The 13,477-nt window shown below is 36.6% G+C and carries 13 protein-coding genes; 3 read left to right on the forward strand and 10 right to left on the reverse strand.

Going from position 1 to position 13,477, the window contains the following annotated elements:
• Positions 1 to 60 precede the first annotated feature (60 nt).
• Positions 61 to 1,089, reverse strand: coding sequence for a stealth conserved region 3 domain-containing protein (locus tag HL290_RS14505; RefSeq protein WP_198496846.1), 1,029 nt, complete (start codon positions 1,087 to 1,089; stop codon positions 61 to 63).
• A 204-nt stretch (positions 1,090 to 1,293) separates the two neighbouring features.
• Between HL290_RS14505 and HL290_RS14510 the strand changes: the two genes are divergently transcribed.
• Complete coding sequence (locus tag HL290_RS14510) at positions 1,294 to 1,509, forward strand: hypothetical protein (protein ID WP_080027769.1); 216 nt, start codon at positions 1,294 to 1,296, stop codon at positions 1,507 to 1,509.
• Between the two features lie 32 nt (positions 1,510 to 1,541).
• Positions 1,542 to 2,465 (forward strand): glycosyltransferase family 32 protein, encoded by a 924-nt coding sequence (locus HL290_RS14515; RefSeq protein ID WP_017392425.1) that lies wholly within the window; start codon positions 1,542 to 1,544, stop codon positions 2,463 to 2,465.
• 6 nt (positions 2,466 to 2,471) lie between these two features.
• On the opposite strand, the gene HL290_RS14520 is transcribed toward HL290_RS14515, so the two are convergent.
• A complete protein-coding gene (locus HL290_RS14520; RefSeq protein ID WP_198496847.1) occupies positions 2,472 to 3,416 on the reverse strand; it encodes a glycosyltransferase family 2 protein in 945 nt (314 codons plus the stop codon).
• A 38-nt stretch (positions 3,417 to 3,454) separates the two neighbouring features.
• Complete coding sequence (locus HL290_RS14525; RefSeq protein ID WP_045435562.1) at positions 3,455 to 4,213, reverse strand: glycosyltransferase family 25 protein; 759 nt, start codon at positions 4,211 to 4,213, stop codon at positions 3,455 to 3,457.
• Positions 4,214 to 4,296: 83 nt separating this feature from the next.
• Here HL290_RS14525 and ghy point away from each other — a divergent pair, with 83 nt between their 5' ends.
• Entirely contained in the window at positions 4,297 to 5,184 is an 888-nt protein-coding gene (gene ghy, locus HL290_RS14530) for a glycosyl hydrolase Ghy (protein WP_198496848.1), read from the forward strand.
• On the opposite strand, the gene HL290_RS14535 is transcribed toward ghy, so the two are convergent.
• The 7 genes from HL290_RS14535 to glnE form a co-directional block, all read right to left on the reverse strand.
• The gene (locus HL290_RS14535; protein ID WP_198496849.1) at positions 5,181 to 6,215 is read right to left on the reverse strand and encodes a glycosyltransferase; all 1,035 of its coding nucleotides are present in this window, start codon (positions 6,213 to 6,215) and stop codon (positions 5,181 to 5,183) included. The two genes, ghy and HL290_RS14535, sit on opposite strands and share 4 nt — an antisense overlap.
• A 7-nt stretch (positions 6,216 to 6,222) precedes the next feature.
• Positions 6,223 to 6,990 carry a glycosyltransferase family 2 protein gene (locus HL290_RS14540; protein WP_198496850.1) on the reverse strand — a complete coding sequence of 256 codons (768 nt, stop codon included), beginning with the start codon at positions 6,988 to 6,990 and terminating at the stop codon, positions 6,223 to 6,225.
• Positions 6,987 to 7,742 carry a polysaccharide deacetylase family protein gene (locus tag HL290_RS14545; RefSeq protein ID WP_198496851.1) on the reverse strand — a complete coding sequence of 252 codons (756 nt, stop codon included), beginning with the start codon at positions 7,740 to 7,742 and terminating at the stop codon, positions 6,987 to 6,989. Before HL290_RS14545 ends, HL290_RS14540 begins: the two co-directional genes overlap by 4 nt.
• A complete protein-coding gene (locus HL290_RS14550) occupies positions 7,739 to 8,767 on the reverse strand; it encodes a glycosyltransferase (RefSeq protein WP_198496852.1) in 1,029 nt (342 codons plus the stop codon). The genes HL290_RS14545 and HL290_RS14550 overlap by 4 nt, the downstream gene beginning before the upstream one ends.
• Positions 8,768 to 8,789: 22 nt before the next feature.
• Positions 8,790 to 9,680 (reverse strand): mitochondrial fission ELM1 family protein, encoded by an 891-nt coding sequence (locus tag HL290_RS14555; RefSeq protein WP_198496853.1) that lies wholly within the window; start codon positions 9,678 to 9,680, stop codon positions 8,790 to 8,792.
• 67 nt (positions 9,681 to 9,747) lie between these two features.
• Positions 9,748 to 10,674, reverse strand: a complete 927-nt coding sequence (locus tag HL290_RS14560; protein ID WP_198496854.1) for a branched-chain amino acid transaminase — start codon at positions 10,672 to 10,674, stop codon at positions 9,748 to 9,750.
• 24 nt (positions 10,675 to 10,698) lie between these two features.
• Positions 10,699 to 13,449 (reverse strand): bifunctional [glutamate--ammonia ligase]-adenylyl-L-tyrosine phosphorylase/[glutamate--ammonia-ligase] adenylyltransferase, encoded by a 2,751-nt coding sequence (gene glnE / locus HL290_RS14565; protein WP_198496855.1) that lies wholly within the window; start codon positions 13,447 to 13,449, stop codon positions 10,699 to 10,701.
• Positions 13,450 to 13,477: the final 28 nt, after the last annotated feature.

The following is a 13,477-nucleotide window of genomic DNA, read 5'->3' on the forward strand; positions in this document are numbered from 1 at the left end:
AGATTCTCAAATTAAAAAACCCTGCTTATGCAGGGTTTTTTATTCATTAATTTTCAAATTTTAATGAGATATTTCTTTTTCAAAACTTGAGAGCGTTTTAAATTTTTGATCAAAAATCTGAATGATTCCTGTTTTAAGCTTTTCAAAATCAACCCCATGTTCATCATCATTTAGACAAATTTGTGGAAGCCTTTCATTCTTAATCACTTGATTAATTTCAGGAAGATTTTGTAGCCTTAAGTTAAAGTTTTGACCACGTTCAAATATATTTACAGGATAAAAGCGACCTGAGCACAATTGCCACAACCGAAAAAGATACTGATTAACATCTAAAGGCTGTCTAAACCGATGACTTGACACTTCTTTTAAGTAAGCCTCTTCAGTTTTCCACACTTCCTCAAAGACTGACTTCAAAAATGGTTGAGGCAAATGAGTACTATAAAAGCTTGAGAATTTTCGGTTATATAAACTTAAAAAATTCCCCAAATTACTGCTCATAGAATAACGATAATTAAAAAGAGCATAAGGATTTTTATGAAATAATTTTCGCTTATCAAAATGTTTATTAATAATTGCAACATCAGTCAAAGCAACTGCGCCTAAAAAGTTCTCTTCACCTACGACCATGAGTGGCTGTAAACGCACACCATCACAAGGTAAACCATTTCTAAAAAAGAACTCAGGCTCTAAAGGGCTATTGATAAAGGTATCATCATTAAAATAGACAAAATGCTCTGCTAATCCCTCAATTTTATGAATATTGATTTCAATGGCATGTGAGTTAAATGTCGGTAAACAATTTGGTTCTATAATTTGATCGTGTGTGACCAAATTTAACTTAGGATGATTTTTGACTAAAAATTCAGGGAAGTGACCACAAGTCACCAGATGGATCTTTCTGACCCACGGACAATATTTCTCAACAGATCGAAACCAGTAATGAAGATTATTCCAGTCGCGATAGCGGCATTGATCAATAGATTCAACTACCTTTGTTTTAGTTTCTCTGGATTTATAATATATGTATTGTTGCTGCCATTTCGTATCGGTTGAGTCTACCCAAATCATTACAAAATCAACAGGCTGCATTAAACATATATCCAAATAAGTACAGAAATTTACTAGAAAATTTCAGATAAAAAATGGACCTCAAAGTTTATTAATGTTAATAAAAATTCACAATTTATTCATAATTTTAGTTTTTCTACACAATTTTACTCAATTAAGGCTCTATTGAGATGAGAGTGGGCAAATGGCATAATACCTCCACTTTTTCTCCCTTGGTGATTCATTATGGCAATGCGCCCTGATGTACGTCGACATGCTTTAATCGTAATTGTATTCTCTCTTGCGCAATGGTTTTTCATGCGCTATATCCTTGCAAATGAATTATTTAACATCACTACAAGTCAACGTATTCTTTATTTCTGCGTAAGTAGCTTAGCAGGTGCATTGCTTATTTTTGTTGCGCTGATTTATATGGTTTTAAAAGGAAATACGGATAAATAAAAAATTCTTTTTATTTATCATTTGAGGTTGTTATGGGTTTACGCAAATCTACAAGAAAAATTTTTTTCCTTTTAAGGTTTCATCTTAAATTCTATATAGATAAGCGTATCAAAAATCTTGAACCTAACAACCTAGCAAATCTAATTACCCTTCATCCTCAATCTGAAGGTAAAATTAATATTCCAAAAATCATATGGATATACTGGGACTCTAAAAAACCAGAACTTGTAGAACGTTGTTTAGAACGTATTAAAAGTTTGAATCATGAATATACTGTTCATATTTTAGATAATAACAATATAAGTGATTTTTGTGAAATTGACTTTTCTCAATTTGAAGGTCTCACTCCTCAATTAAAATCTGATCTACTACGCTTATATTTATTATATAAACATGGTGGTATATGGGTTGATGCAAGTGTAATTCTATATAGTAATTTAGACTGGATTATTGATCTATGTAATAACAACAAAACCAAGGCATTTGGTTATTATAGCAATGCCAATACTACTGTAAAACAGTACCCAGTCATTGAAAGTTGGCTTCTAGCTTCTGAGAAAGATAATCCTTTTTTTAAAGAATGGTTAATTGAACTAACCTATGCCATTAAATTAGGGGTTAAAAACTATATTGAGGAAATTAGAAAAACATGTCCAAACTATAATGAATATTTTCAAAATATTTGTCGACTCGAATATCTAGTTATTTATGTAGCTTGTCAAAAAGTTTTAAGAAAAATGGATATGAGTATTTCACTAGTTAATTGTGATGAAAATGCTTTTATCTATCATGGTTTTAATAAAAAATCTCATATCCACTTTATTGAATCATTAGTACTGAACTATAGACCATCAAATATGCCTTATCTTATAAAGTTAATTGGCTCAGATAGAAATTTATTAGCACCATATATTAAATCAAATAAAGTTAAGAAAAATTCACTTCTTGATTTTTAAAATCTATTAATATCTATACTTAGTTATTTCTTTTTTAAATTTATTATTTAAAAAAAGAAATAGTGCAAAAATAAATATATTAAAAATTACAATTATTTGAATATATCGAGTGGAACTACCCCAGAATGCAATAAAGAAACTTATTAGTGATACGATAAAAATCAGACTAATACTTCTACTATATCGTTTAGAAATTTTTATAGCTTCATTATTCTTTTCAACCATACTCCAGATTGAACCAAGTTGATCACTGTATAAATCCTTATGGTTATCAAATATTCTATTCAAAGCGATTTCTTTTGAAATTTTTTGACAATCAATTTGATCAGTTAAACTAGACTGATCTGATCTTTTTCTATAAAAATATAAATATTCTGGAATAACAAAATATTTTTCGTTATTTTTTAATAAAGATATATATAAGTTCCAATCTTCACATACTTTAAGTTTTTCATCATAGCCTCCTACTTTTTTAAAGTCAGCAGTCCTCATTAAAGCAATACATGGAAAAATAGCATTATGAAAAATGAACTCTTTTAAACTTACTATTTTATGGCTAATCTTATTATTTGATCGTTCAAACTCTTGAACATTTGTACACACTAATGCTAAATCAGGACGCGTTTGCAATATATTTAAGCATTTTTCAATATAGCTAGATGCAATTTTGTCATCAGAGTCAACAAACATCAAATAGTCACCAGAAGCATTATTTGCCCCCCAATTTCTAGCACTCGACACTCCCCCATTTTCTTTTTTAAAATATTTATACTTATCTTTACCTAAATAATCAGATATATTTTCACACAACTCAGCACTATCGTTTGATCCATCATCTACAATTATGCACTCAAAATTTTTATAAGTTTGTTCGTCTATTGATTTAATAGTATCAAGAATAGTATTTGAGGCATTATAAGCCGGCACAATAATACTAACTAAAGCTGTCATATAAAATATCTCTAAACTTAAAAATATAATTAAAAAATTTAAAAGTATCGCTTATATGATAATTTCGCCAAATTTTTTCTTAAACCATGACCATATTTACTTTTTTCTAAATCTTCAGATTTTGCTCTTTCACTTTCTAACCGGCTTAATATTGGATCTTTTTCTCCAATTTCAATTACTGGATGATCGACAATAAATGACATTAAGATATGAACAGTTGAATCAAAATCAAATAAATAACTCCAATCATCTGCTTTTCTTATTTTATGATGATATTTAAGTAATGTTTCAGCCATTTTTCTATCAACAACGTACGCAAAAGCATAGCAAGCACGATGGAAAAAATCTGGAACCACTTCTAATACTTTTTTATTTAAAAAATTGTAGTCTTTAAATTCACCTCTTGTTTTTAGGCATTCCTTCATTTGAATACCGCCTAAACTAAATAGTAAATTCGATGGTAAAGCTACTTTTTCTAATTCTTCTTTTAACTTATCAATCGTTAAATCATCAGGCAATATTGCATCATCTTCAAAAATCAATGCATATTCATCTTCCGATTCAAGAAAAAGCTCTAAAGCTTTTAAATGAGATAAGGTACAGCCTAGCTCACTCGGTGTTAAAGGTTGGGAACGACCTTTTACAGCCATTTCAAAATATTGTTTTACGGATAAATCCACCCCCTTAACGCCTACTTTTGTGTAGTCAACCTTACTCGTCTTGAAAAAATTTTGGCCGAGGAACTTACTTAAACGAGGTGATTTTTCATCTTCGATAGTTACAACATAAATCTTCATTAAGCTATTCCCCTTTTAAACAGCGAGTATCATATCTAATGTAAAATAGAGTTAATATATCTTTTTTATTTTCTTGTATTGTCATGATTCGTTCAATTCAAAAAAAATGGTACAAATACCAACAAGCAAAAAAAGCAAAATCTTTTGACTCTCATTGGTATATGCGTTTCGGCTGGTTAGAACAACCTTTTACAACACTTGAGCAATTAGATTCACTCTTTGAGATCCATTCCCCTAAAAAGTTTACATTTGCAGATAGCTTTTATGCTTATGAAAATGGCCGTCATTTTATTTTTTTTGAAGAAGTCGATGATCAGCATCCAGTCGGCTTTCTTTCTGTCTTGGAAGTCTTTAAGGATGGCACCTACACCCCACCTGAGACTATTTTAAAACTCGATTACCACCTCTCATATCCTTGTGTATTTAAAGTAGAAGACACTTGGTACATGATTCCTGAGACTTCGGCTAATAAAACTATTGAGCTTTGGAAATGTACTGAGTTTCCACTGAAATGGGAAAAGCATTCTAATCTGATCGAGAATATCGAAGCAGTCGACAGCACACCTTTTTATCATGAAGGCTTATGGTATCTTTTTACTTCAACACGTCGTGATTGTAAGAAGTTTGGTGACCGTTTAGATCTATTTTTTACCGAAGATATTTTGAATCCTCAATGGCAAGAGCACCCAATGAATCCAGTGTGCCGAGGCAGTCAGCAATTCCGTATGGCAGGCAAACCTTTTATTTATAAAGGACAACTGGTTCGACCAAGCCAAGATTCTTTAAAACGTTATGGCGGCAATATCGAATTAAAAGCGATTACTCAGCTTAGCCCAACAGCCTATGAAGAAAAATTACTAGAAGTGGTTTTACCAGACTGGAATCAGGCAGATGACGGTTGCCATACCATTAATGTCGAAGATAACTTCGTGGTACTTGATGCCATCCGCCTTACGCCAAAAAATAATTAAGTTTTCAACAGCTGCTTATAAATATTAAGCGTCTGCTCGGCCATGGCTGGCACAGTTAGTTCAGCTTTGGCTTTTTCATACAGAGGGCTAAAGGCATTTTGTGCATCCGGCTTAAGTGCAGCTTGAATTGCGCTTGTTAGGCCCTCTGCATCTCCAATTTCTGCTAGATATTGTTCTGGCAGCCACTCGATCACACCATTCACTTTAGTTGAAGCCATAGCTTTATCGGCCTGTAAAGCTTCTACCATTACGAGCGGAAAACCTTCACGGTCAGAAGATAAAACTACAACATCTGCCAACTGGACCAGATCACGAGCATCAGTTCTAAACCCAAGAAAAGCGACCCGATTTTGCATGTTTAATTCACTGACTTGTTTCGCTAAACTTGCTCTAAGTGAACCATCGCCTACAATCCATAAATTGGCATCGATATGTTGCAACGACTCAATCAATAAACTGATATTTTTTACTGGTTCTAGACGTCCAATACACATGACAACTTTTTTGCTAGGGTCTAGCTCAGCAAAATCTTTTTGAATCGATTGAAGTAATTTTTCTTTATTTTCAACTGTAAGTACGGGTTGAGGATATACCCCGTTGTAAACCACGTGTGCTTTCGACTCGGGAATCCCTTGTGTGAGTGCTTGGCTCACAGCAATAACAGCATCACCTGCTAAATAGGCAGATTTATTCTTTTTAGTACCGTGTACCGTCGTTACAAATTTAGGGCCAGATAAAAATGGCTTAATACGGGCAATTAGCTCAGCCGCCTTTCCTGCTTGTGCATGAACAATAGCAGGTTGAATTTGCTGGATCAGATTTTTAAGTTGCCAAAGTAAAAAAATATTCCAGCGGCTACGTGCAAAATCAACAGCATAAAAATGTACCTGTTGGCTAAACTTGTCTACATAGCAAGGATGTGCAATGACATGCACTTCTTGATTTAAAGCAAGCTCATTAACAAGGTTAAAAGTATGCTGCTCTAAGCCACCAATTCCGCCACTCGTTGCCAATACCTGAACAATTTTCATAGCTTGCCTACTTATTTTTATCTTTATTCATAGTCTGTTCAAATAGTTTTGCTTCTTTTAGAAATGCATAAAACGCGTTGATCATACTATTAACGAAACCACGCCAACCATTTAAGAAACTACGGCGAATAAAATAAGACTTCATAAAAGTCACTGGCATCACCAAAACCAATTTTGCAACGCTTGGAGACTTTCCTTTTTGGAATTTCTCTAATGCTTTTAAATTGGAATATTGGTTATTTTTTTCGACTTTAACGAAAATGCTCGACTCGCCATAATGATAAATATCATGTTGAGCGCGCTGAGATTCACCATCCACAATCACATTTTCATGGACTTTATTGGCAAGGTCATAATGTCCTTTAGACTTGCGAAAAAAACGCACTTTTGCATGCTTTTTAGTATGTTTGCTGTTGGGAACACCTAAGAACACATCATTAATCGGTGTGATTAATGCATCAAGCTTGTTCTGTTGAATGGTCTCAACAATCTCTTGTTTTAACTCGTTAGATAAGACTTCATCACCATCTAAATTGAGTACCCAATCATTTCGGCATTTTGCTAAAGCCAAACTTTTTTGCCCAGCATAACCTTGCCAATCTTGATGAGAGATTTGCGTATTTTCAAAGCGCTCTGCAATTTCATAAGTATTGTCAGTACTGCCAGAGTCTAAAATAATGACTTCATCAAACTCACTGACACTTTGCAAAGTTCGCTCTAACCAAGCGCCACAATTTAAAGTGACAATATAGACACTACATGGAATTTTATTCATAACTTATAACGTCCTTTAGCAAGGGCGATACGCATCTGTAAAGCATTCATGGCACCATGCGTGCTGACACGTGGAATATTAAATTGATTAATTGCTTCGTACGCTTCGATTTTTTTACGAGTTGATACGGCGTTTTTAAAGCCAATCTCTTGCGCCATTTTCTGGTGCTTTTCGTTAAATCGACCAAACGGATAAGCAAAGCTAGGGCATTTTCCAACTAATGCTTCGACATCTTTTTTAGATTGAAGCATTTCATCATAAGCGGTTTGATCATCAAGCTTAAGTAAATTCACATGATGTTGTGTATGCGCACCAAACTCAATCAAACCTGAATTTGCCATTTCATGGATTTGCTCATGAGTTAGCTTTTCGATTCCTTCAATTTGCGTAGCCAAATAAATGGTTGCCTTTGCATTATATTTTTTGAGTAATGGATAGGCATATAGATAATTATCCATAAAGCCATCATCAAAACTTAAAGCAACAATGTTCTTTTGACCACGATGTTGTTCAAGCTCAGAGACAAAGCAAAAAGTAGCTTTTTTACGCGTCAACAACTGTAAGAGTTGTTCAAACTTTTCAGGAGGCATATTCATGCCGGAGGCCGCATCTTTAGGGGTAACCTGATGCAGCATCACAATGCGTGGTAGTTTGCTCGAACGAAACGGAAGCCAAAATGTATAATTACCCAGCACATATAATAGTGCAGCAAGTGCTAGCAGGCCTACCGCAACGTACAAAAACCACATCATGCATACACCTCATGTGACCATTCATAATTTTCTGAAAGGGGCTGCTTAAATGTCACTTCAACCATAAATTGGGTGATGCGCTTAGCATTGAAAGATTTGCGTGTTTTCTCCCATCCCTCTTTCGCTATTTTTTTAGCTTGCTCTGGATTCTGATCAAAGAATTGTATCTTTTTGGCCAAGTCGAACTGATCACCAAAGTAAACTACTTCCTGCTCAGTGTAGAGTTTTTCAAAGCCAGGAATTCTTGGGCTAAAGGTGAGTAAACCATTACCGGTCAGTTGTACAATACGGTCAGAACTATACAAGGTTACATCATTACGGCGTGAGTAATTGAGTCCCATTTTTGTCTCAGACAAAACTTTATAATAACCTTTACCGTAAACACCCGGCTGTTCAAAGCAACCATAATATTGATAGTTCACATGGCCTTGTTTCAATGCATCTGCCAAATCTTTTAAGAACTTCTCACGCTCAGGTTCTTTATAAACCACGCCACAGAAAATAAAAGTCTTGTCTGTGTTAGCGTTTGAAAATTGTTGTAGCGTTTCTACATTACGGTGACCAACATTTGGCAAATAGGCGACGCTTAAATGAGGCTGCTTTAATTTTTGTAGATATTCGCCACCTGTTGTGCAGAAAATAGCATCTAGATAAGGCGAAAATGCTTTTACGAAATCGAGTTTGCTTTCGAGATAAAGCGGGTCAACATACCAAAATGCAATTTTAGTATTTGGATAAGATTCTTTAATCTGTCTAAGGACATCCGGACTCATTAAATCACTATGTCCGATAAGTATCAGATCAGGTTCAATATTATTAACGACCTTTAGTACTTCTTTATTGGCCCAACTGGCACCCAGTTTTTTTGTTTTAAAAATGGTTCCCATGCGAGCCATGTCACGAAAACTAAAGTCATAAACGAAATGGCCATTTTCAATTAATCCGGCAGAAATTTTACGGTCTGTGCAGTAAAAATGGGCGCCTTGTTTATTAAAGCCAAAATTCGCAATATGCAATATTTTCATTTATTTACTCAAAATAAAAAATTTAATTTTTCGCTAAAAGATATGTTGCCACACGGTCTGCTTCTTTAAAAGCATAAGGTTGTGGTAACTGTACAACACAAGTCTGCTGTGAAATTAACTTTGATTCTAACATTTGATCAACTGAGTAGGTAATGCGGTCGTCTTTCAAACGGTCCATTGCCATTACCCCTACTCGACAACCCGCAGTAAGCGCCTCAAATATCATAGATACGCTGTCTTCTGTCACCCAAACAGCTTCTGCTTTTTGCATTTCTTCAAAAATCCAGCCTTGAGGTGTTTGCTCAACCGGAAATATTTGCAAATGTGTGGCAAAGCTTTGCTGTCTTAAAATATCGATAAATCCTGCTGGCGTTCGGCGTGAAGTCGTCAGAATAATTTCAGCGTCTGGATTATTCTCAACAATTTTTTGAACACTGCTTAATACTTTATCTTGGTTCCATTGATGTCGTTTAGATGAGCCACCTAAGGCTATTAAAATTCTGGCTGCTTGATGGCGATTTTCATTACGAATTGGATTGAGTGCACCACGCGTGACAATCACATGGCTATCGGCATGAATACCGTCATGTTCTGGAATAACAGCATAATCAAAACAAACCACAGGTAAGTTAGGCTTCATCAAAATAATAGTTTTAGCTTTTCTAAAAATTTTACCGAGTAACCAGACCCGAAAATGAGTGTGACTGCCCACTCCAAATATAAAATCGGGGGCTTGTTGAAATAAGGAGTTTTTTGAAGAGAAAAGTACCTGAATTAAAGAAATAATAGGTAAATCAGAAATGAGGATTTCTTCAAAAGTTGTTTCTGGCTGTTGTCTTTGCATTGCCTGAAACAAGCCTAATGCTTGTGAACGGTGTCCTGCCTTACCATCAGAGACATAGACAATATGCATAAAAGCTCCCGAAGCCAAAAATAAAAAGGCGAAACTTATGTTCGCCTTTTTATGTTAACGGATTAACTTATTTTACGTAAGTTAACCAGTGTTCATATTTCGGATTTCTACCTTGAACTGCATCAAAGTAAGTCTTTTGAATTTCAGTAGTAATTGGGCCACGGCCACCTGCACCAATTGGACGGTCATCGTATTCACGAATTGGTGTTACTTCCGCAGCAGTACCAGTGAAGAATGCTTCGTCTGCAATGTAGAATTCATCACGTGTAATACGACGTTCAACAACTTGATAACCAAGATCTCTAGCAATCGTCATGACAGTTTGGCGTGTAATACCATCAAGCGCACCACCAGCGATATCTGGAGTATGTAAAACGCCATCTTTAATTAAGAATACGTTTTCACCAGAACCTTGGCATACATAACCTTGCGGGTCCATTAACATAGCTTCATCGTAACCAGAATGTGCAACTTCTTGGTGAGCAAGAATTGACAACGTATAGTTACCAGATGCTTTTGCTTTACACATGGTCACGTTTGGATGATGGTGAGTAAACGATGAAGTTTTAACGCGAATACCATTCGCCATTGCTTCATCACCAAGGTATGCGCCCCATGCCCATGCTGCAACTGCGGCATGAATGGTGTTATTTGTTGCTGCAATACCAAGTTTTTCTGAACCGATCCAGATGAGGGGACGTAAATAGCAAGAAGCTAATTTATTTTCACGTACAACATCAATTTGTGCTTGTTCAAGCATTGCTTGGTCATACGGTACTTTCATTTGATAAATTTTTGCTGAATTTAACAAACGTTTTGTGTGGTCTTGCAGACGGAAAATGGCAGTACCTTTAGGCGTTTCATAAGCACGAACACCCTCAAATACGCCCATACTGTAGTGTAAAGTATGTGTTAAAACGTGAATCTTTGCATCACGCCAATCAATTAATTGTCCATCTTGCCAAATAAAACCATCACGATCAGCCAAATTCATGGAACACTCCAAATTGTTATAAAATCATTCACTATCCAACTCAACCGAGGCGGTTGGGTCTATTAATCTTTGCCATAAATTGCAAACGACCGCACGGGTACTACGCCAGTCCGCTGCGCTTACTTGCATGGATTGATTTGCAAGGGCTAAACGGTGGCTTTCGGCACGTTCACTAAGATAGGCTCGAATTAATGCTGTGGCATCTTCACTGGATAAGCAGTCTGCTTTAGCAGCATCTTCTAAAATTCTTACATTATCAGAATAATGGGCGAGATCAGGGTTCGTCCCGCTCCATGCAAGTACAGCATACTGTGCCATAAATTCGATATCGACGATACCACCTGCATCCTGTTTTAAATGAAAAATACCATGTTTTTTTTGTTCAGAAGATGAACCTAGGTGGTCTTTCATTTTCTGACGCATTTTCAACACTTCTTCACGAACATAAGCCTCATCTCTAGATTGAGTCAATATCTCGCGGCGAAATATTTCAAATTTCTGGCAAAGCACCTGATCACCAGCAATAGAACGTGCACGAACGAGTGCCTGATGCTCCCAAAGCCATGCACTTTTCAACTGATAGTGTTCGTAGGCCTTAAGACTTGTCACCAACAAACCTGCTTCACCTGATGGTCTTAATCGTGTATCAATTTCATAGACACGGCCATCAAGCGTTTGGGTGGTCATGAGTGACATAAATTTTTGAGCAACACGCATCGCAAACTCAAAGCCAGTAATAGACTTAGTTCCATCCGTATCGGCTTGTTCATCCAGATAATGAATAAAGACAAGATCTAAATCTGAACCATAACCCAGCTCAATTCCACCTACCTTGCCATACCCAATGACAGCAAAGGCTTTGTAGTCGAGAGAGCACCGTTTCCCATCGACATCACATGGGTAACCATGACGCTTTGCTACAGTCTGATAAGCTAAATGGAGGGTTGCGTTTACACTCACTTCAGCAATATCAGTTAACGCATCGGATACTTTCATTAGTGGGCTTTCAGCTAACACATCGCTTGCAGCGACAGTGAGTACATTGCTCTTTTTAAACAGGCGAAGTGCTCGCATTTGGTCTTCAACCTGATCAATTTCAATGCGAAGTAACTGCTGACGCAAAGAGTCTTCTAAGTCTTTCCGTTTTGGCAACTCAAAGTCCATCGATAGAAACTCATCAAGCAGTACTGGATATTGCGTTAGCTCTTCACAAATCCAAGGACTTACGGTCGCCATTTTAACTAAGCGTTGTAATGCTCCTTTACTTTCAATCAGCATGACTAAGTACACTGTCCGGCGCATGACCGATTCAATTAGCGGCATTAAACGTAAAAGTGCTGTTTGAGGTTGTTCGGACTGTAAGATCACTTCAATTAAATGAGGCCAGAATGTTTTTAAACGCTGAACTGCATTTGAAGGTAGTTTTTTGAGTGCATGACCGTGCCAAAACTCATGAATCAGATTTTTCGCATTGTCATCCAACACTTCATCTAATTGCTGCTCTAACTGCCCAAAGTTTTCAGTCGCTGCATTTGAACTTGTATCTTCAATCAATTGCTTAAATTGAACTTTTACTTTCTGGCGTTTCTCATTAAGAACATCAATAAATTCATTCCAGCTCGCAAAACCTAAGGTATCTATAATGCGTTGTCTTAGGTCAATTTCTTCTGGCAATAGCTGGGTTTGTTGATCATTGAGCGCTTGAATTGCATGTTCAACACGGCGTAAAAACAGATAGGCATCTTCTAATTCTAAAACGGCTTGTTTTTCTAACAAACCTGCTTCACCAATGTGCTCAAGGCTGACTAAACATTGGCGGTCTTGTAACTCACGCTTAGACCCGCCATAAATAAGCTGGAACACCTGAACAATAAATTCAATTTCGCGAATACCGCCTGCCCCGAGTTTAATATCATCCTCGATATGACGGCGTAGAACTTCACGCTCAATCATCGCTTTCATATCGCGCATAGCAGCAAAGGCGGTGTAATCAACATAACGACGGAATACAAAAGGACGTGTCATTTCTAACAAGTCTTGCCCTTCTTTATCTCCAGTTACAACACGTGCCTTAATCCATGCATAGCGTTCCCATTCACGACCATGCTGACTTAAATATTTTTCTAAAGCTGCATGACTAATCGCCAATGCCGAACCATCCCCCCAAGGACGCAAGCGCATATCTACTCGAAACACAAAACCATCTGCGGTAATGTGCTCAAGCAAATAAATGAGTTTTTGTCCCCATAAAATACAGAACTGCTGTACATCAATGCATTTACGACCATTGGTTTCGCCTTGTTCATCAAAGGCAAAAATTAGATCAATATCACTCGAGAGATTAAGCTCTTGTGCACCGAGCTTACCCATGGCAACTACAATCAAATCTTGAACTTTGCCAGAGTAACCCACAGGTTCACCGTGTTTCGCTACGAGTGCTACACGTGCAAAAGCCTTTGCCGCACAAATGCTGGCATCGGCAAAATCAGAAAGTTCACGAGTAAGTGTGACAACATCGGTAAGCTGATTGGCATCTTGCCAGATCCAGCGAAACATTAAACGACCACGCAAAATACGAAGTGCGCGCATCCAAGATGTTTCGTCACCAATTCCATCTAATGTGGTTTGTACAAATTGGTAAATTTGATCAGTTGAGAGCGGTGCAGTAAATTGATCTATTTGGTAATCTTGATCTAAAACAGCCTGATGCAGGCCTAAAACTTGTTCTGCGTACTGACTCGCACGCAATGTTTTTTGTAACTGCTCCGCATTCATATAAAAAGCTCTTTTCCTCGTACTCTCT

The organism is Acinetobacter sp. AC1-2 (assembly GCF_016124155.1).
In the GTDB taxonomy this organism is placed as follows: domain Bacteria; phylum Pseudomonadota; class Gammaproteobacteria; order Pseudomonadales; family Moraxellaceae; genus Acinetobacter; species Acinetobacter calcoaceticus.

Coding starts and splice junctions, on each gene's coding strand:
- HL290_RS14505 (WP_198496846.1), bottom strand. CDS start 1,089: ATGCAGCCTGTTGATTTTGTAATGATTTGGGTAGACTCAACCGATACG.
- HL290_RS14510 (WP_080027769.1), top strand. CDS start 1,294: ATGGCAATGCGCCCTGATGTACGTCGACATGCTTTAATCGTAATTGTA.
- HL290_RS14515 (WP_017392425.1), top strand. CDS start 1,542: ATGGGTTTACGCAAATCTACAAGAAAAATTTTTTTCCTTTTAAGGTTT.
- HL290_RS14520 (WP_198496847.1), bottom strand. CDS start 3,416: ATGACAGCTTTAGTTAGTATTATTGTGCCGGCTTATAATGCCTCAAAT.
- HL290_RS14525 (WP_045435562.1), bottom strand. CDS start 4,213: ATGAAGATTTATGTTGTAACTATCGAAGATGAAAAATCACCTCGTTTA.
- ghy (WP_198496848.1), top strand. CDS start 4,297: ATGATTCGTTCAATTCAAAAAAAATGGTACAAATACCAACAAGCAAAA.
- HL290_RS14535 (WP_198496849.1), bottom strand. CDS start 6,215: ATGAAAATTGTTCAGGTATTGGCAACGAGTGGCGGAATTGGTGGCTTA.
- HL290_RS14540 (WP_198496850.1), bottom strand. CDS start 6,990: ATGAATAAAATTCCATGTAGTGTCTATATTGTCACTTTAAATTGTGGC.
- HL290_RS14545 (WP_198496851.1), bottom strand. CDS start 7,742: ATGATGTGGTTTTTGTACGTTGCGGTAGGCCTGCTAGCACTTGCTGCA.
- HL290_RS14550 (WP_198496852.1), bottom strand. CDS start 8,767: ATGAAAATATTGCATATTGCGAATTTTGGCTTTAATAAACAAGGCGCC.
- HL290_RS14555 (WP_198496853.1), bottom strand. CDS start 9,680: ATGCATATTGTCTATGTCTCTGATGGTAAGGCAGGACACCGTTCACAA.
- HL290_RS14560 (WP_198496854.1), bottom strand. CDS start 10,674: ATGAATTTGGCTGATCGTGATGGTTTTATTTGGCAAGATGGACAATTA.
- glnE (WP_198496855.1), bottom strand. CDS start 13,449: ATGAATGCGGAGCAGTTACAAAAAACATTGCGTGCGAGTCAGTACGCA.